Below are 17,581 nucleotides of genomic sequence, written 5' to 3'. Positions count from 1 at the left end.
ACGAGGCTCGCTTCCTGTCCGGTGACTCCGGTGGCCTCCGCCACCGGCAAGCCACCAGCAAGCCGCCCGCACCCGCCCGCCGCCACCGGAACACCCCCGAACGGCAGACGCCTCCGCCTCACCTCCGGCTCCGCTAGCTCTCCTGCCGGTCCTCGCGTTCGTCCATTCCGGCCATCAGCGCCTGGTGGCTGCGGCGGACGTGTTCGCGCATCACCCGCTCGGCGCCGTCGCCGTCCTTGGCGGTGATCAGGTCCAGGACGCGGTGGTGTTCGTGATCGGACTCGGTCAGCCGGCCCGGCCGGGCGAGCGAGGTGCGTACCAGCCGGGCGTACGCGAGCTGGTTCATCAGGGTGCGGTAGTGCGCCTCCAGCTTGGTGTTGTCGGCGCCGGTCACGATCAGGTCGTGGAACTCGTGGACCAGCCGCGCGTAGCCCTCGGCGTCGCCGCCGCGCACGGCCTCGTCCGCCTCGCGCATGTTCTCCCGGAGCCGGGCCAGCTCGGGCACGTTGCCCCGGAAGGCCAGCAGCCGCGCCGCCGCGCCCTCCAGCAGCTCCTTCATCTGGAACAGCTCGGTGATCTCCCGCCGCGAGGGCACCGCGACGAACGTGCCCACCCGCGGCCGTACCTCGACCAGGCCCTCGATCTGCAACTGCTTGAGCGCCTCGCGGATCGGGGTCCGGCTGACGCCGAAGGTCTCCGACAGCGCCATCTCGGACAGGCCGGACCGCGGCGGCAGCTCGCCCGTGATGATCATCTGCCGCAGCTCCTCGGCGACACGGGCCTGCATGCTCGTCTGCTGAAGCGGCTTCCGGGCCCGCCCACTGGGTTGTTGCATGGTACGTGAACGTAGTCCGCGCTCCGGCACGGCGTCAACCACGTGGGAACGGGGGAGGTGGGCTGCCATGCAAGTGCCGTCTCACGAGCGCAGGACGAAGGGGTCTCCGGCCGGCTCCTCGCTGGTGTTGATCCACACGCTCTTCAGCCGCGTGTACTCCCGGATCACCTCCGTCCCGTGCTCGACGCCGGTACCGCTGCTCTTGAAGCCGGACCGCGGGGACATCGGCGACATCGACCGGTAGGTGTTGGCCCACACGGTGCCCGCCTCCAGCCGCGCCGCCATCCGGTGCACCCGGTTGACGTCCCGGGTCCACACGCCCGCCGCCAGGCCGTACGAGGAGTCGTTGGCGATCGCGAGCGCCTCCTCCTCGGAGCCGAACGGCATGACCGTCGCGACCGGCCCGAAGATCTCCTCACGGCAGATCCGCATCGAGTTGTCCGTCCCGGTGAAGACGGTCGGGGAGTAGAACCAGCCGTCCAGACCCGCGGTGTCGGGCCGGGCCCCGCCGCAGACCACCTTGCCGCCCTCGGCGACACCGAGTTCGACATACGACTCGACCTTGGCCAGCTGGTCGGCGAGGGCGAGCGGGCCCAGTTCGGTGGCGTCCGCCAGCGGGTCGCCGATCCGGATGGTGGCGGCCCGCGCGGCCACTCGTTCCAGCACCTCGTCGTACACGTCCCGGTGCACCAGCACGCGGCTGCCCGCGACACACGTCTGGCCGGCCGCCGCGAAGATGCCGGCGACCACGCCCATCGACGCGGACGCGAGGTCGGCGTCCGGGAAGACGATGTTGGGCGACTTCCCGCCGAGTTCGAGAGTGCAGCGGACCAGGCGGTCGGCGCAGGTGCGGGCGATACGGCGGCCGGTCTCGGTGGAACCGGTGAAGGTCACCTTGGCCACGTCCGGGTGCTCGGTGAGGGGACCGCCCGCGGTCGCGCCGAAGCCGGTCACCACGTTGACGACACCCGGGGGGAAACCGGCCTCCTCGAACAGCGGGGCGAGGGCGAGAAGGGAGGCAGAGGTGTGCTCGGACGGCTTGACCACCACCGTGTTGCCCGCGGCGAGGGCCGGCGCCAGCTTGGTGGCGGTCAGCAGGAGCGGCGAGTTCCACGGGGTGATCGCGCCCACGACGCCGACCGGTTCACGCAGGGTGTAGTTGAGCAGGTCACGGCTGGCGCCCGGCACGACCTCACCGTGGATCTTGTCGGCGAGACCCGCGTAGTAGTGGAAGTACTCGGGAAGACCGGCGAGTTGGGCGCGCATCTCGCGGAGCAGCTTGCCGTTGTCGAGGGTCTCGGTGCGGGCGAGTTCCTCCGCGTGCTCGCCGATGAGGTCGGCGAGGTTGCGCAGCAGACGGCCCCGGCGGGTCTGGCTGAGGTCGCGCCAGCGGGGGTCCTCGAAGGCGGTGCGGGCCGCCCTGACGGCGCGGTCGACGTCCTCGGCGGTGCCGCTCGCGGCTTCGTACCAGGGTTCGGCGGTGGTGGGGTTGAGGCTCGGGAAGTAGTCGCCGGAGGCCGGAGCGGTCCATTCGCCGGCTATGTAGTGCTGGTGACGAGGGAGTGGGGTCATGCCGTGGCTCCTCGGCTGCGGGTGGTGGGTGGTTGCTCGCGGGGTTCCTTCCCCGGCTCGCGGCCGGGGGTGCCCCAGGGCCCCTGGAGGGGCGCCGGGGGTGCCGTGTGTCCCAGGATCAGCTCGGTCAGTTCGGCCGGGCGTTCCAGTGGCAGCAGGTGACGGGCTTCGGGGAGCACGCACGTGGACACGTCCGGGATCCGCGCGGCCAGCCGTCGGGTCATCTCCGGAGTGGAGCCCGGATCGTCCGCTCCCGTCACCGCCAGCGTCCGGGCCGCGATGTCCGGCAGCAGCGGCCACAGGCCGGCGTCCGCCGTCGCGAAGACGTCGTAGCAGGCCAGGTACGACGTCCGGTCGTTGGCCAGCAGCGTGGCGAGCACCCGCCCCGGCAACTCGGGCTCGGCCGCTCGCCACTCGGGGGAGAACCAGCGGTCCACCGCGGCCCGCGCGGACGCCTCGAAGTCCGAGCGGGCCCGTTCCCGGCGCCGGGCCACCGCCGTCCGTTCCGCCTCCGTCCGCCCGGCGACCGAGCTGACCAGGGTGAGGGTGGCCGTCGACTCGGGCCGGACGACGGCAAGTCGCTGGGCCACCAGGGCGCCCAGCGAGAAGCCCACCAGATGCGTCGGGCCGGTCAGCAACTCCGCGACGTCCGCCGCCAGTTCCGCGAGCGACACCCCGGCTTCCGCGCGCGGCGAGTCACCGTGGCCGCGCAGGTCGACCAGGGTCACGCGGTGCCGCTCCGCCAGGGCGGGCAGGCACCGCGCCCACATCGTCCGGTCCAGTCCCACGCCGTGCAGCAGGACCAGGTCGGGGCCGTCGCAGCCGTGGACCTCGTGGTGCAGGGCCGCCGCCATGTCACTGTTCCGTCGACAGCGGGGCCAGCCGTGCCTGCGGCCTGCCCTGGGCGGCCGCCGCCAGGCCGATCACGATCTCGTCGGCGCGCGGGCCGTCGGGCACCCGGACCTCGATGCTCTGGTGGTGGGAGCGGACCGTGGCGTCCGTGACGTGTTTGAGGGGGATGTCGAAGACCGTCCCGGCCGCCGCCCGCTTCTCCACCGCCGGCAGCAGGGTCGTGGCGTGCGCGGCCCGGCGGAAGTGGTCGCCGAACTTGAGCGTGTGGATCAGGCCCGAGCCGTGCTCGACCTCGCCGTCCAGCCCGACGATCGCCGCCTTGCCGTACGCCGCCACCGGCGCGCCGAGCGCCTCGACCACCCGGGGGGCCAGCAACTCACCCAGTTTCGGGGCGACTTCGTCGATGCCCGGCAGCAGGTCGGCCACGAAGCCCTGGCCCGCCCAGGGGTTCTCGATCACCGCGAGCACCACCGCCGTACGGGCGGGCGGATCGACCGGGCGGCCGCCCTCGGTGTGGATGTCCTCGGTGTACGTGATGATCTTCCGGACGTTCATCGGGCGCTCTCCAGTTTCTCCAGGTCGGCGAGGCGGACGGCGGGGTCGGTACGGCGGTCCCCGATCCGGGCGTTGGGGCGGGGGCCGGACGCGGCGGCGGCCACCACCACGATCTCGTCGGGGCGCGGCGCGTCGGGGACCCGGATCTGCACGGTCTGGTAGTGCGAGCGGGTCGCGGCGGCCGTCTTGTGCCAGAGCGGCACGGTGAGCGGTTCGCCCGCCGGCAGCCGGTCGTCACTGAAGACGATGATCGAGGTGCCCTCCGTCAGCTCCCGCAGGACGTTGCCGAAGTACGGGGTGTGGATCAGCGCGCCGCCGTGCTCGATCTCCCCGTCGAGTCCCACCACGGCCGCCTTGCCGAAGGCCGCCACCCGGTCGACACCGCCGAGCTCCGTGATCAGCCTGCCGGTCAGCAGCCGCGCCAGCTCCGGTGCCACCGCCGCCACCTCGGGCTGTAGGTCGGCGACGAAGCCGCGGCCGGCCCACGGATTGCGGATCACCGCGGCCGTCGCGACCCGCCGTACCGGAACCGCCACCGGGCGGCCCAGTTCCAGCAGCACCTCGTCGACGACGGTCACGACCTTCCGGATGCCCGTCATACGGTGAACTCCGGCATGACCTTGTCCGCGAAGAGTTCGAGGCTGCGCATCGCCTTGCGGTGCTCCAGGCCCGGGTGCGTGGTCCACAGCAGCAGGTGCTCCAGGCCGACCTCGTCGCGCAACTCGGCGATCTTCTCCGCCACGTACTCGGGCGTGCCGACCAGCAGGTTGCGGCCGTGCAGGAAGTCGTACGACAACTCGTGCGCGTCGGTGAGCTCCTCGCCGGCCTCCATCAGGTTGGCCAGGCCCCGCCAGTGCATGATCCAGCGGTACGTCGTCATCAGCGACTCCTCGAAGTCGGCGCGGGCCTGCTCCATGGTGTCGGCCACGTACACGTCACGGACCAGGCCGATGCCCTCGCCGAGTGCGTACTCGCGGCCGGCCGCCTCGCTCGCCGTGGACCGGTACAGCTCGAAGCGGTCCTTGAGGGCGGAGACCGGCGGCAGCCAGAACATGCCCTGGACGCCGTCCGCGGCCGCCGCCCGAATGGACCGTGGGCTGTCGATGACCTGCCAGAGCGGAGGGTGTGGGCGTTGCACCGGGAACGGCGTGACCTGCATCTTCGTGATGACACCGGCGGACGTGTAGTCGTCGGTGGCGGGGGAGAGCGGGTGGTTCCACTTCACGCCGGGGGCCGGGAACTCGTAGAAGCGGCCCCGGTGCGAGAAGAACTCGCCGCTCCACGCCTTGCGCAGGATCTCCACCGTCTCGTCGTACAGCGCCCGGTTCTGCTCCTGGTCGCGGGGGTCCGCGAGAGCGTTGAGGTTGAGGGCCTCGCGGCCGTAGAGACCACGGCCGAGGCCTACCTCGACCCGGCCGCCCGAGAGCTGGTCGAGCATCGCGATGTCCTCGGCCAGGCGCAGCGGATGCCAGAACGTGGCGATCGAGGCCGCCTGGCCGATCCGGATGCGCGAGGTGCGGGCGGCGATGTCGGCGCCCATGAGCACCGGGTTCGGGGTGATCTCGATGGCCTCGTGCCCGAAGTGATGCTCCGTGTACCAGGTGGACCAGAAGCCCGCCTCCTCCGCCGCCACGGCGAACTCGCGTGCCTCGTCCATGACTTGGGCGTACTCGCCGAGGCGCCCGGGTGCTCCGAGGTTGTGGAATATCGAGAACCGCATCGAGTGTCCTTTCCACTCCGGCTGTGCCATGCAAGCGAGGCTAGGAGTGTCGATGAGGCCCGTCAAGGGCTCGCCTTGGCGAAACAGGCATGACCTGTGTATTTACTGGGCCCACCAGGGAGGATCGAGCTTTTGTGCCAGGGGTGTTGACAGCATTGTGTGGCGTACTTACCGTCCTCTGCCATACAAGAGCTGACCGATGGGACCGCCATGACCCACACTCTTGACCGCACCTCCCTCCTCCGTTCCGCCTGGCGGGCCGCCTGGGACGAGGGGAGGGTCGAAGCGCTCGACGACCTGCTCAGCCCCACCTACGTCCGTCGCCGCGGGCCCGCCGGCACCACCCAGACCCGCGACCAGTTCAAGGACTCCATCCGCGCCGTGCGCGACGCGTTTCCCGACCTGCGCACCGAGATCGAGGAGGTCGTCGAGGACGGCGACCGGGTGGCGGTCCGCTGGCGCAGCACCGGCCGGCACACCGGCGCCTTCCTCGGCGTGCCGCCCACCGGACGGCCCGTCGAGGTCTCGGGCGCCACCTTCGCCCGCTTCGACGGAACAGCCGTCGCCGAGGAGTGGGTGACCTTCGACTCCCGTCAGCTGCTGGAGGCCCTCGGGATCATCACCACCGCCCAGCGGGCCGCCGTAGATCCCGACCTGGTACGCGGCGTGCACCGCAAGTTCATCACCGGCGTCACCGTGGTCACCACCGACGACGACGGGACCCCCAGGGGGCTCGCCGTCAACGCCTTCTCCAGCATCTCCCTCGACCCGCCGATGGTGCTGGTGTGCGTCCAGCGCAGCTCCGCCACCCATCCCGCCCTGCACCGGGCCGGCCACCTCGGCATCAGCATCCTCGCCGCCGACCAGCTCGACGTCGCGAAGACCTTCGCCACCAAGGGTGAGGACAAGTTCGCCCGGATCTCCTGGACGCCCGGAGCCTTCGGCGCCCCGCTGGTCGACGGCGCCTGCGCCCAGCTGGAGGTCGAGATCGGCGAGCGCCTGGAGGCCGGCAGCCACACGGTGTTCACCGGCCGGGTGGTCTCCGCCCGCCACGACGACCTCGCCCCGCTCGTCTACAGCGGCGGCGGCTTCTTCGACATCTCGCACACGGCGCCGCTGCCGTGGTGACCCTCCGCTGAGACCCGAGACCAGGAGCACCGCATGACAGAAGGAACACCGGCGCCGGTCTACGGCAGCTCGGTCACCAAGGTCGAACCCTTCGGCGTCGACCACATCCCCGACAGCGAGCGGCACGGCCGACCCAGTTCACAGTTCTTCGTCTGGTTCGCGGCCGGCCTGAACTTCCCGATCATCCTGCTCGGCTTCAGCGCGGCCTGGTTCGGACTGAGTTTCGGCGCCGCCACGGCCGCCATCGTGATCGGCGCCGCGTCCGGCTCCCTGCTGATGGCCGTGATGTCCCGGATGGGCGTACGGCTCGGGGTGCCCCAGCAGATCCAGGCCCGCGGCCCCCTCGGCTTCTTCGGCAACTTCCTGCCCGTCGCCTACATCAACGTCTTCGCCGGGATCGGCTGGGCGTCCGTCACCGTGATCCTCGGCGGCAAGGCGTTCGCGGAACTGACCCACCTGCCGTTCTGGCTGTGCGCGGGAGTGCTCACGGCCGTCGAGCTGGTGGTGTCGATCTACGGCTACAACATGATCAACTATTTGCAGCGGGTCCTCACCTACGTCCTCACCCCGCTGTTCCTGCTGATCACCGTGGTCGCGGTGGTGCGCGGCGGCAGCTTCTTCCACTCCGACCCGCACGCCTCCGGATACATCGGCGCCACCGGCGGCTGGATCACCTTCTGCGGCTGGTTCCTCTCCTTCCTGGTCGCCTGGGCCCCCTTCGCGTCGGACTACTCGCGGTACCTCCCCGACACCCCCGAGGTGGTCACCCGCACCGCCTGGTACACCGGGCTCGGCAACTTCGTCACCATCTGCTGGCTGGGCATCCTCGGCGTGGTCGTCGGCGGCAGCGCCACCAGCTCCGACTCCATCACCGCGCTGCACGAACTGGCGGGCCCGTTCGCCGTCCCGGCGCTGATCGCCGTCGGACTCTCCGCGCTCGCCCAGAACTTCCTCAACGTCTACGGCGGCGCGATCTCCGTCCAGACCCTGAAGGTCCCGGTCAGCCGCTCCCAGGCGGTCACCGTGATCTGCCTGCTGGCCTACGGCATCAGCCTGTGGGGCGAGTCCGGCACCGAGGACAAGTTCAAGGTCTTCCTCAACCTCACCGCCTACTTCATCGCCCCCTTCGCCGCCGTGCTGCTGCTCGACTTCTACCTCGGCGGACGCTCCGACCCGTCCCGGATCGAGGAGCTGTACGACCGCCACCGGGTGCTGGACTGGGGGTTCGTCGCCTGGGCGGGCGGGGTCGCCGCGTCGGTGCCGTTCTGGCAGTCCAGCTTCTACACCGGCCCGTTCTCGAAGGCGCATCCCGGCGCGGGCGACCTGAGCATGTTCGTGGCGGCCGGAGCGGGAGCGGTGCTGTACCTGCTGACGTACCGGCTGAAGCCGCTGTGGGTCGCCTCCGCCGGGCCCGTGCCGGCGGCGGTGTCCGGCAAGCCGCCCGTGGACGTGTCCTGACGGCCCACCAGGGCCGGCCGGTACAAGCAGCACACGGGCACACGGCCGGCGTACCCCCCCTCACCCGAGGGGGTACGCCGGCCGCACCCGCGCGTCAGAGCCGGGACAGCTCCTCCACCAGGTCGTCCAGGCCCAGCGACCCCTGCGACAGGGCCGCCATGTGCCAGGCCTTCAGGTCGAAGCCGTCACCCTGCCGCTCCCGCGCCTTCTCCCGGCCCAGCAGCCAGGCCCGCTCGCCCAGCTTGTAGCCGATGGCCTGGCCCGGCATCGACAGGTAGCGGGTCAGCTCGCTCACCACGAAGTCCGCGGGCCGGCTGCTGTGCGCGGCGAAGAACTCCTGCGCCAGGTCGGGGGTCCAGCGCTCCCCGGGGTGGAAGGGGGAGTCGTCGGGGATCGTCAGTTCCAGGTGCATGCCGATGTCGATGATGACCCGCGCCGCCCGCATCATCTGCGCGTCCAGGTAGCCGAGCCTGCGCTCGGGGTCGGTGAGGAAGCCCAGTTCGTCCATCAGCCGTTCCGCGTACAGCGCCCAGCCCTCGGCGTTGGCGCTGACCATGCCGACGCTCGCCTGGTAGCGGGAGAGGTCGTCGGCGATGTGCTTCCACTGCGCCAGCTGGAGGTGGTGGCCGGGCACACCCTCGTGGTACCAGGTCGAGACCAGGTCGTAGACCGGGAACCGGGTCTGGCCCATCGTCGGCAGCCAGGTGATCCCGGGCCGCGAGAAGTCGTCCGACGGCGGCGTGTAGTACGGCGCCGCCGCACTGCCGGGCGGCGCGATCCGGGACTCCACCCGGCGGACCCGCTCGGCCAGGTCGAAGTGAGTGCCGTCCAGCCGCTCGATGGCCTCGTCCATCACGGACTGGAGCCAGTCCCGCACCTCGTCGACGCCCTCGATGTGCGTGCCCCGCGCGTCCAGGTGCGCCAGTGCCTCCCAGGGCGTGGCCGCGCCGGGCAGGATCTTCTCCGCCTCGGCCTTCATCTCGCCCAGCAGCCGGTGGTACTCGGACCAGCCGTACGCGTACGCCTCGTCCAGATCGAGGTCCGTGCCGTTGAAGTAGCGGACCCAACGGGCGTACCGCTCGCGGCCCACCACGTCCGGCGCGCCCTCGATCGCCGGCGCGTACACGTCCCGCATCCAGTCGCGCAGCGCCACGACCGCCTCGGTGGCGGATCGGGCCGCCTCGTCCAGCTCGGTGCGCAGCGCCTCCGGCCCGGCTGCCGCGAACTGCTCGAACCAGCCCCTGCCGTCGCCCGTGTCGGCCCACTCGCCGAGCTGCCCGACGAAGGTGGCGGTGGCCCGCGGGCCCCCGTACAGCTTGCGGTCCAGGCCGAGTTCGAGGGACTGCCGGTAGCCCTCCAGCGCGGCGGGCACCGCCCGCAGCCGCTCCGCGACCGCCGCCCAGTCCTCGTCGGTGGCGGTGGGCGTCACGGTGAACACCTGGCGCACGGCGTGTGCGACGGAGCTCAGGTTGCTGACGGAACGCAGGCTCTCGTCCGCCTCGTGCACGGCGAGGGACGCGGTGAGCCGCTCCCGCAGCAGACGGGCGCAGCGGCGCTCGATGTCACTGTCCGCGCCGGGCTGCCGCTCGGCCTCGTCGAGCCTGGCGAGCGTGGCGCGCTGGAGCTGGGCGAGTGCTTCGTCACCGGCCGGCGAGGTGTCGGGCAGCCGGCCCGAGCTCTCCTTCACGCCGAGGAACGTACCGGTGATCGGATCGAGGGCGATGAGTTCGTCGACGAAGGTGTCGGCGACCTGACGGGGCAGCGGGCTGTTCGTCTGTGACATGCGGTCCATCCTCGTACGACGGCCGCCGCGCGTCACTGGGATTGAGCTGACGGCGTAGGCGGCAGCAGCGGTCCGCAGTCCCACCGCTGGAAGATCAGCCGGGTCTCCACCCGGGCCACCTCGCGACGGGACGTGAACTCGTCCAGGACCAGCCGTTGCAGGTCCGCCATGTCCGCCACGGCCACCTGGACCAGGTAGTCGTCGGGACCGGTCAGATGGAACACCGTCCGCGACTCCGGCAGCGCCCGGATCCGCTCCACGAACAGCCCCACCAACTCCCGGCTGTGCGGCCTGACCTGCACCGAGAGCAACGCCTCCAGACCGCGCCCGAGTCTGGCCGGATCGAGTTCGAGGCGGTGCCCGAGGATCACCCCGGAGCGGCGCAGCCGGGCCACCCGGTCCAGACAGGTCGACGGCGCCACGCCCACCTGGGCGGCGAGATCGCGGTAGGTGGTCCGGGCGTCGTTCTGAAGCAGCCGCAGCAGATGCAGGTCCACCGGATCCAGTACGACGGAATCGGCCATGGCCCGAACGTAACACGGGTCATGCCCCGGACAACCCGGCAGGTGTTCACCCTTCCGCCATGGACTCAGCGAGCATGCACGACGAGCCGGCGTCCCGCCCCGGTGACCTGACCGGCACCCCGCGCGCCCTGGCCACGGAGGCGGTGCACGCCGGCCGTGACGACCTCGCCCGGCAGGGTCTGCACGCCCCGCCGATCGACCTGTCCACCACCTACCCGTCCTACGACAGCCGTGCCGAGGCCGCCCGCGTCGACGCCTTCGCGGCCGACGGCGCGGACCCGACGGGACCCCCGGTCTACGGACGGCTCGGCAACCCGACGGTCGCCCGTTTCGAGACCGCCCTCGCCCGTCTCGAGGGCACCGAGTCCGCCGTCGCCTTCGCCAGCGGCATGGCCGCCCTGTCCGCCGTCCTCCTCGCCCGCGCCGCGACGGGCCTGCGCCATGTGGTCGCCGTGCGCCCCCTGTACGGCTGCACCGACCACCTCCTCACCGCAGGTCTCCTCGGTACCGAGGTCACCTGGACCGACCCGGCCGGCATCACCGACGCGCTGCGCCCCGACACCGGTCTGGTGCTGGTCGAGTCGCCCGCCAACCCGACCCTCGCCGAGCTCGACCTGCGGGCCGTCGCCCACTCCTGCGGCACGGTCCCGCTGCTCGCCGACAACACCTTCGCCACCCCCGTCCTGCAACGCCCCGCCGAACTCGGCGCACGGCTGGTGCTGCACAGTGCCACCAAGTACCTCGGCGGCCACGGCGACGTCCTGGCCGGCGTGGTCGCCTGCGACGAGGAGTTCGCCGGGCAGCTGCGGAAGATGCGTTTCGCGACCGGGGGAGTGCTGCACCCGCTGGCCGGCTACCTCCTGCTGCGCGGTCTTTCCACCTTGCCGGTACGGGTCCGCGCCGCCTCCGCCAACGCCGCCGAACTCGCCCGCCGCCTCTCCGCCGACCCCCGGGTGGCCCGCGTGCGCTACCCGCGGCTGGGCGGCGCGATGATCGCCTTCGAGGTGTACGGCGACCCGCACGAGGTGGTCTCCCGGGTACGGCTGATCACCCCGGCCGTCAGCCTCGGCAGCGTGGACACCCTCATCCAGCACCCGGCGTCGATCAGTCACCGCATTGTGGCCGCGGGCGACCGCCACGACGCGGGCGTGAGCGACCGACTGCTACGGCTCTCGGTAGGCCTGGAGGACGTGAACGACCTGTGGTCGGACCTGGACCGGTCACTGGGGCCCTGCTAGAGCGCCCCGTGCCGGAGCGCCCCGTCAGGGGTGCCGGGGGTGCCCCAGGCCGAACGCCCGGGAGGAACCGCGCGACGAGCCACGGACGACTCGCGCTCGCCGCGCGACCCCCGGCCCCTACGGCGCTTCGGTCCTCCCCGGCTCCCCCGCACCGGAGAGCCGCCCCGCGACCCCGACGGCGTCCAGCCGCGCGGTGATGACCAGTGTCCCCTCCTCGATCTGGTAGTCGAGCGGCAGCCCCAGCGCCCGCATGGCCGCCACCATCCCCGTGTTGGAGGCCTGCGTCACCGCGTACACGCTCTCGCAGCCCGCCTCGACGGCCATGCCCACCAGCCGGCTCAGCAGCTCACCCCCGATGCCGCGCCGCTGCCACTCGTCCTCGACGAGCAGCGCCACCTCCGTCTCGTCCCCGTCCCACAGCAGATGCCCCAGGCCCACGACGCGGCCCGACGCGGTCTGCACGGCCAGTGTCCGGCCGAAGCGGGGGCTGAGCAGGTGGTTGAGATAACGGTCCGCGTCCCCGACGGGACCGTGGTAGCGCAGCCCCAGGGTCCGCGCCGAGCACCGCTCGTGCATCGCCTTCGCCGCCTCCAGGTCCCCCGTGTCGGCCCGGCGCACGGTGATCGCGTTGCCCTCCGGCAGCGTGAGCACGTCCTGGCCGTGCGGGATACGCGGTCCGAGCCGGGCGTCCAGCTCCACCAGCGCCCGCGCCCGCGCGAACTCGGTGGGCGTGAACGGCAGATACGGCCGCTCCACGGTGATCACACCGCCTTCCGGTGCGCGCAGCCGCATCACGGTGTCCTCCAGCGCGCCCTCGACGGGAACCGTCTCGGGGCGCCGGGCCCCGCCCACCGGATGGGCGGGGAGCGAGCGGATCGTGCACCGACCCAACAACTGCCGGAGTGCCAGCGGAAGTTCCGCCGCGTCCAACGCGGTGCGGGTCGCCAGGCCCAGCACCCGGGTCGGCGCGTCCACCAGGTCGTGCGTGTCGGCCCGCTCGATCCAGGTGTCCGTGCCCCCGGCCAGCGCGAGCGCCCGGGTGATCTCACCGGCGGTCAGCTCGCCCGGGCCGCGCAGCAGGAACTCGTCCACCGTGCCGTCGGCCAGCGGATGCGTCTGGAGGCTCAGGATGTCCACCCGCCGGCCGGCGAGCGCGGTGCACAGCGCGGCCAGCGAACCGGGCTGGTCCCGCACCGTCGTCCGCAACCGCCACAGGGTGGCGGCGGGCGTGTCACCGGCCGCCTGTCCCGCCGTACCGGGCCCGGCCTGTTCCGTCGCGGAGACGGCCGGCCGGGCGCCGGTATCGGTATCCGTCACCGGGGGTGCGTGACCTGGGCGCCTCGCCCACCAGACGTGGAAGCCCGCGGTCGCCGCCAGCACCAGCGCCGAGATCACCAGCAGCGCGGGACCGTCGGGACCGTGCCCGACCAGGTTGGCCACCGCGTCCGCGACCGCGACGGCCGTGAACAGCGCGGCCAGTTCGACGACGTCCCGCCGCCAGTGGTGCACGGGGCGCCCGTTCCTCGCTCGTGTCACATCAGACATGTCTCGATTCATGCAGCCACTGTGAAGGAAGGGTGTTGCGTGATCACGAACGCTCTGTGACCGATGGGTAAAGCATGCTTATGTTCCTTTTGTTGATGTTTTTACTAGTGGCTCAGGCGGCCACCGGTTCGGCCAGCGCGTCCCGCAGCCGTCGGGCCTGGACCGTCAGCCGGGACGAACCGCGCCGCGCCGCCGCCCCGGAGAGATGGGGCAGCTCGCCGTGTGCCCCGGTCCGCTCGGCGCACTCGGCCGCGACCGAGAGCAACTCCCCGAGCCCGCGGGCCGAACCCGGGGTGCCCGCGGTCGCGAGGTCGGCGAGCAGGACGGGCAGGGTGTACCGGAGCATCTCCCATATCGTCGTGTTCGCCCCGGTGGCCGCCGCCGTCCGGGCCGACTCGGCCAGCCGCAGCGGCTTGACCGCACCGCGCCGCACCAGTTGGCCCAGGTCGGCGCCGAGCCGCTGGGCGTCGAGCTGTCCACGGGCGGCGAGCACCAGCAGCGCGTCCACCGCGGCCAGCCGGTCCTCCGGATGCCGGGCGCCCAGGCCGTAGGCCACGCACAGGTGCGTGCTCTCGCCCGCCGCGCCGCCGGACTCGGCGAGCAGCGGCAGCGCCGCGGCCGTGCCCCGCTGGTCGTCCACGGCGGCCTCGGCGAGGTCGGGCAGCAGCCGCACGGCCACCAGTTCGCGCTGTTCCGGCAGGGTGGCCAGCCAGGTCCCGTGGTTCTCCTGGACCCAGTGGTAGCAGTACCGGCGCTGGTCGGAGACGGTGACCGGCCGGCCGAGCCGCCGGAACGCCTCGGGGAAGTGCAGCTGGACCTCCAGGACCTCACCCGACTCGACCAGGATGCGCGGGCCCGACGTGCGGCGCGCGGACGTGGGCAGGGCGGGGCCACCGGCGGACAGCCAGTGGGCCAGGCGCTCGCCCTCCGGCGTGCCGAGGCACCTCGCGCGCCCGGCGGCCGCCAGGGCCGTCGCCCGGTCCTCGCGCCGCACCCGCAGCAGCGCCTGCGCGAAGTCGGCTTCGCCGGCCCGCGCGCCGAGACGACGGTAGGCGTCCAGCCGGTCGACCAGTTCGTCCGGCTCCAGGAGACCGGTGCTCCACGACGGGGTGGCCAGCAGCAGCGGCTGCGGATCCGTCCGTATCCGGTAGGCCAGTTCACGGAACCGGACGTCGAGGACCCGGGAGAACCCGTGGCGCGGGCACTCGTGATCGGCCGGCCCGCGCTGCTGCGCGGCGAGCAGGGTGGCCGTGCTCACGACCCCGTACAGCGTGGCCAGGACCAGTTCCAGGCCGTCCTCGGTGTCGAGGAGGCCACGCCGGGTGGGGCCGAAGTACTCCTCGGCGTGCGACCGGCGATGGGCCTCGGGCTGCCGCCACCAGCGGGTGGCCGCCGTCGGTTCGAGCGCCTCCCGCAACGCGTCCTGGTCCCGGTGGGCGTGCCGGGCCAGACCGTCCAGCGCCCGCTCGAACGCGGCGACGTCCCCGCCGGACGCCAGCAACGCCCCCACCTCCTCGGCGAGTTCCAGCGCCGAATCCGGTGCCGGTGCGAGCCGCAGCGGTTCCGGGGCCGGCGGCAGCACCTCCTGGTACGCCTCGGGTTCCGGTCCGGGCGCGAGACCCAGCACGGCGGCCGCCCGGACGCGCAGGGCCGGACTGAGCTGCCCGACCGCGGCGGCGACCGCCGACCGCGCCGCGGCGTCCTCGTCCAGCCGCCCGGCGTGCCGTTCGACCAGCTTCAGCGCGCGCTCCTGCACCTGGGTGTCCTCGTGGCCGAACGCCTGCGCCACCGCCGGCAGCAGCTCCGGGGCCGTGGACGGCTCGCGGCCGAGCACCTTGCCGAGGAGCACCAGCTGGGCCCGGACCAGCTTCTTCTCGGCCCGGAACAGCAGCCCCTCGGAGGCTTCCGCCAGCTGCCGCGGGGTCAGGACGCCGTCGAGGGCCAGGGCGGCCAGCACGGACTGGGCATGCGCGGCGACGGGCGAGACGGCGTCACGCGCCAGGGACGTCCAGTCGGCGACGCGGGCCCGCTCCTCGTCCCGGTTCGGGGCGAGCTGGACCAGCAGCGGCAGGAAGACCCGGTGGTCGGTCGGGCCGCCGCCGCGCAGCAGCCGGGCGACGCACGCGTCGAGGACCGCCCGGCGGTCCAGGGTGCCCGCGTGGGCGAGCTCGGCCAGGGAGCTCTGCCACGAACCGGGCCCGTCGCCGAACAGCCAGCGGACCTCGGCGAGATCGGAGAGCTCGAACAGCCCGTTCACCAGCGCCGCCAGATCCGGCTCGGCGCGCAGCCGCTCGACGAGGGAGAGGCGCCCCCAGGTGTGACCCACGTGCCGTACCCAGCCGACCACGTAGGCCTCCGTGACCGGTACCTCGCACCCCGAGCGGCGCACCAGCCCCGCCATCAGCTCGAAGGGGACGTCCGCCGAGACCGGCCGCGCGGCCAGCCGGCGGGCCACGTCGGCCTGCCAGCCGGTGTCCCGGTCGGCCAGCGCCTTGAGCAGGGTCTCCACCGGTGCCTGCCGCCAGCGCATGTCCGCCCCGGCGATCCAGGTCGCCGCCGCGGCCGCTCCGGTGTGGCACATCGCTCCAGCCACCTGGAGCGCCGGGTACATCCGTTCGTTCCGCTCCGCCCACGAGGTGGCCCGGATCTCCTTGCGCAGTTTCTGCAACTCGGGCACCAGCGCACGCCGTTCGGCGTCCGGCAGCTTCGTCAGCAGCAGCGCCGTCTCGCCCGCGCGCCCCGCCCGCACCGCTTCCAGCACCGCACTCATCGCGCACCCCCGCCGATCCCCGCCATGTCCTGTCCCGCCGCCTCGCGCCCCGCCGTGTCCCCGCCAGGCGCCGCGCCCCGCCGCACCATCCGCACCGCCAGCGCGTGCTTGCACGGACCGCGCCCGCCCCGGTACTTCGCCCACCACAGGCAACTGCAACTCAGCACCCCCGCCGCGTCCCGCACCCGGTGCGCATGACCGTCCTCGGCGGTCACCGTGCCCACGGCGCCGTCCACGGTCACCGCGCCCGCGGCCACCAGCGCCCGGGCGGACCGCAGCCGCGGGTTGTGCCGCTCCACGCGCCCGGCGTCGTACGGCAGTTCACGGTGGAAGTAGGCGGCCTCCGCCGTGTCGTAGCCGACCCGCCCCGAGGTGCCGAGCCGGACCAGTGCCGCGCGGACCCGCTCCGGGGTGAGCCCGGAGGAGGCGGCCAGGTCGGCGACGTCCACCCGGGGTTCCCAGGCCAGCAGTACCGCGATCAGCTCCGCGTCCTCGCCGGCCTCGTCGGTGGCGAGCGCGTCCAGCACCCCGCCCTCGCCGGAGAACCCGCGCGCGGTGTCGGGCGAGAGGGTCAGCGTCAGCCGCATGCCCGGCAGCACCACCTCCCAGGCGGCGGCCGTGCCGGCGGCCGCGAGCGCGCCCGGCGGGCCGTAGACCCGCAGGGCCGTCGCATGTCGCAGGACGCGCTGGAGCGCGGCCAGCCGCTCCGGGCCGGGCAGGCACACCGCGCCCGGCACCGGGCGGGTCGTCGGCCGCAGCCCCCGCCCCGCCGGCACCACCCAGCCGGGTCCTGCCGCGCCCCGCCGAGCCGTGCCGGCGCGGTGCAGCGAGCGCAGGAACCGCACCGCCTCGGCCGCCGGAAGCTCGGCCCGCTGCTCGAACCCGGCCGCTATGACCTGGGCCTCCGCGAAGCCGCGCAGCCAGCGGTCCGGGAGCGGGACCTTCTTCTCCACGACCGGTCCGTCCAGGGTGGTGACCGCCAACTCCTCCGGGCCGACCCGGAGATGCAGCGGATCGTCGGTGCCGATCCGGGAGAGCGCGTCCCGCAGCGGGTTGTTGACGTCGACGTTCGTCGTCCCGTGCCCCACCTCGCCGCCTTCCAGGCCCGGTCCGAGCACGTCCAGCCGGGCGTACACCCCACCGCAGCCCGAGAACGACTCGAAGCGCAGCCGGTCGCCGTTGCCCGTGACCACCGGGTCCAGCGAGGCACGCAGCTGCGGCTGGTAGTACCGGGCCGCCGCCACGTCGGCCACCGCCAGCAGCCCGGCGGCCGCCTCCTGGGGAGAGGTCAGAAAGCCCGTGAAGAACCGCGGATGGTCCTCGACCCCGGTGGGCGTCGCACCCCGTGAGGTCTCGAGCCCGAGACGGCGTCCGTCGGCGGCGGAGCGCAGCACGGAGGGTCGGCGATAGGCCACGGCCTGTGAAGATCGCGTCATGGGAAAAACCGTAGAGGCGACCACTGACAATCCCTCTGACCAGCTAGAACGCTGTGAGGGCGGCCGAGTTCGGGAGGTGTCCGCAGGTCGCCGAGAGCCCGACCGCGGAGACGACGGGGGCCGCGCACCGGGGGATGACGCCGGTACGCGGCCCTGTGTCGAGCG

General features: G+C 72.9%; 14 protein-coding genes. 3 read left to right on the top strand and 11 right to left on the bottom strand.

The features are described 5' to 3' along the window. Window positions 1-133 precede the first annotated feature (133 nt). The 6 genes from AAW13_RS31990 to AAW13_RS31965 form a co-directional block, all read right to left on the bottom strand. Complete coding sequence (locus AAW13_RS31990; RefSeq protein ID WP_046730053.1) at window positions 134-835, bottom strand: GntR family transcriptional regulator; 702 nt, start codon at window positions 833-835, stop codon at window positions 134-136. 81 nt (window positions 836-916) lie between these two features. Next, window positions 917-2,407: an aldehyde dehydrogenase gene (locus AAW13_RS31985; RefSeq protein WP_046730052.1), complete on the bottom strand. Its 1,491-nt coding sequence runs from the start codon at window positions 2,405-2,407 to the stop codon at window positions 917-919. Then, the gene (locus AAW13_RS31980; protein WP_079179047.1) at window positions 2,404-3,261 is read right to left on the bottom strand and encodes an alpha/beta fold hydrolase; all 858 of its coding nucleotides are present in this window, start codon (window positions 3,259-3,261) and stop codon (window positions 2,404-2,406) included. Before AAW13_RS31980 ends, AAW13_RS31985 begins: the two co-directional genes overlap by 4 nt. Window position 3,262: 1 nt before the next feature. After that, entirely contained in the window at window positions 3,263-3,814 is a 552-nt protein-coding gene (locus tag AAW13_RS31975; RefSeq protein ID WP_046730051.1) for an amino acid synthesis family protein, read from the bottom strand. Then, a complete protein-coding gene (locus tag AAW13_RS31970; protein WP_046730050.1) occupies window positions 3,811-4,413 on the bottom strand; it encodes an amino acid synthesis family protein in 603 nt (200 codons plus the stop codon). Before AAW13_RS31970 ends, AAW13_RS31975 begins: the two co-directional genes overlap by 4 nt. Next, window positions 4,410-5,534, bottom strand: coding sequence for an LLM class flavin-dependent oxidoreductase (locus AAW13_RS31965; protein WP_046730049.1), 1,125 nt, complete (start codon window positions 5,532-5,534; stop codon window positions 4,410-4,412). Before AAW13_RS31965 ends, AAW13_RS31970 begins: the two co-directional genes overlap by 4 nt. A gap of 210 nt (window positions 5,535-5,744) precedes the next feature. On the opposite strand from AAW13_RS31965, the gene AAW13_RS31960 reads away from it, so the two are divergent. Both AAW13_RS31960 and AAW13_RS31955 read left to right on the top strand, forming a co-directional pair. After that, window positions 5,745-6,662 carry a flavin reductase gene (locus AAW13_RS31960; protein WP_046730048.1) on the top strand — a complete coding sequence of 306 codons (918 nt, stop codon included), beginning with the start codon at window positions 5,745-5,747 and terminating at the stop codon, window positions 6,660-6,662. A 33-nt stretch (window positions 6,663-6,695) separates the two neighbouring features. After that, window positions 6,696-8,120 carry a purine-cytosine permease family protein gene (locus AAW13_RS31955; protein ID WP_046730047.1) on the top strand — a complete coding sequence of 475 codons (1,425 nt, stop codon included), beginning with the start codon at window positions 6,696-6,698 and terminating at the stop codon, window positions 8,118-8,120. A 94-nt stretch (window positions 8,121-8,214) separates the two neighbouring features. On the opposite strand, the gene AAW13_RS31950 is transcribed toward AAW13_RS31955, so the two are convergent. Further along, the gene (locus tag AAW13_RS31950) at window positions 8,215-9,903 is read right to left on the bottom strand and encodes a DUF885 domain-containing protein (protein ID WP_046730046.1); all 1,689 of its coding nucleotides are present in this window, start codon (window positions 9,901-9,903) and stop codon (window positions 8,215-8,217) included. A 32-nt stretch (window positions 9,904-9,935) separates the two neighbouring features. Then, window positions 9,936-10,427, bottom strand: coding sequence for an Lrp/AsnC family transcriptional regulator (locus tag AAW13_RS31945; RefSeq protein ID WP_046730045.1), 492 nt, complete (start codon window positions 10,425-10,427; stop codon window positions 9,936-9,938). A gap of 59 nt (window positions 10,428-10,486) precedes the next feature. Between AAW13_RS31945 and AAW13_RS31940 the strand changes: the two genes are divergently transcribed. Beyond that, window positions 10,487-11,665: a trans-sulfuration enzyme family protein gene (locus tag AAW13_RS31940; protein WP_071659745.1), complete on the top strand. Its 1,179-nt coding sequence runs from the start codon at window positions 10,487-10,489 to the stop codon at window positions 11,663-11,665. Between the two features lie 117 nt (window positions 11,666-11,782). Here AAW13_RS31940 and AAW13_RS31935 read toward each other — a convergent pair whose 3' ends face one another. The 3 genes from AAW13_RS31935 to AAW13_RS31925 form a co-directional block, all read right to left on the bottom strand. Further along, the gene (locus tag AAW13_RS31935) at window positions 11,783-13,174 is read right to left on the bottom strand and encodes a GNAT family N-acetyltransferase (protein ID WP_046730043.1); all 1,392 of its coding nucleotides are present in this window, start codon (window positions 13,172-13,174) and stop codon (window positions 11,783-11,785) included. 148 nt (window positions 13,175-13,322) lie between these two features. Further along, window positions 13,323-15,980 (bottom strand): DUF7825 domain-containing protein, encoded by a 2,658-nt coding sequence (locus AAW13_RS31930; protein WP_046730042.1) that lies wholly within the window; start codon window positions 15,978-15,980, stop codon window positions 13,323-13,325. Continuing rightward, window positions 15,977-17,416 (bottom strand): SWIM zinc finger domain-containing protein, encoded by a 1,440-nt coding sequence (locus AAW13_RS31925; protein WP_071659744.1) that lies wholly within the window; start codon window positions 17,414-17,416, stop codon window positions 15,977-15,979. Before AAW13_RS31925 ends, AAW13_RS31930 begins: the two co-directional genes overlap by 4 nt. Window positions 17,417-17,581 lie beyond the last annotated feature (165 nt).

This window comes from Streptomyces humi (assembly GCF_001005085.2).
GTDB classification, from domain to species: domain Bacteria; phylum Actinomycetota; class Actinomycetes; order Streptomycetales; family Streptomycetaceae; genus Streptomyces; species Streptomyces humi.
Note: the sequence above shows the minus strand (reverse complement) of the source record. Positions and strands in the feature narration are given on the sequence as shown.

Bases quoted from the DNA above. Each gene is read 5' to 3' on its own strand.
- AAW13_RS31990 (WP_046730053.1), bottom strand. From the start codon at position 835: ATGCAACAACCCAGTGGGCGGGCCCGGAAGCCGCTTCAGCAGACGAGC.
- AAW13_RS31985 (WP_046730052.1), bottom strand. From the start codon at position 2,407: ATGACCCCACTCCCTCGTCACCAGCACTACATAGCCGGCGAATGGACC.
- AAW13_RS31980 (WP_079179047.1), bottom strand. From the start codon at position 3,261: ATGGCGGCGGCCCTGCACCACGAGGTCCACGGCTGCGACGGCCCCGAC.
- AAW13_RS31975 (WP_046730051.1), bottom strand. From the start codon at position 3,814: ATGAACGTCCGGAAGATCATCACGTACACCGAGGACATCCACACCGAG.
- AAW13_RS31970 (WP_046730050.1), bottom strand. From the start codon at position 4,413: ATGACGGGCATCCGGAAGGTCGTGACCGTCGTCGACGAGGTGCTGCTG.
- AAW13_RS31965 (WP_046730049.1), bottom strand. From the start codon at position 5,534: ATGCGGTTCTCGATATTCCACAACCTCGGAGCACCCGGGCGCCTCGGC.
- AAW13_RS31960 (WP_046730048.1), top strand. From the start codon at position 5,745: ATGACCCACACTCTTGACCGCACCTCCCTCCTCCGTTCCGCCTGGCGG.
- AAW13_RS31955 (WP_046730047.1), top strand. From the start codon at position 6,696: ATGACAGAAGGAACACCGGCGCCGGTCTACGGCAGCTCGGTCACCAAG.
- AAW13_RS31950 (WP_046730046.1), bottom strand. From the start codon at position 9,903: ATGTCACAGACGAACAGCCCGCTGCCCCGTCAGGTCGCCGACACCTTC.
- AAW13_RS31945 (WP_046730045.1), bottom strand. From the start codon at position 10,427: ATGGCCGATTCCGTCGTACTGGATCCGGTGGACCTGCATCTGCTGCGG.
- AAW13_RS31940 (WP_071659745.1), top strand. From the start codon at position 10,487: ATGGACTCAGCGAGCATGCACGACGAGCCGGCGTCCCGCCCCGGTGAC.
- AAW13_RS31930 (WP_046730042.1), bottom strand. From the start codon at position 15,980: ATGAGTGCGGTGCTGGAAGCGGTGCGGGCGGGGCGCGCGGGCGAGACG.
- AAW13_RS31925 (WP_071659744.1), bottom strand. From the start codon at position 17,416: ATGACGCGATCTTCACAGGCCGTGGCCTATCGCCGACCCTCCGTGCTG.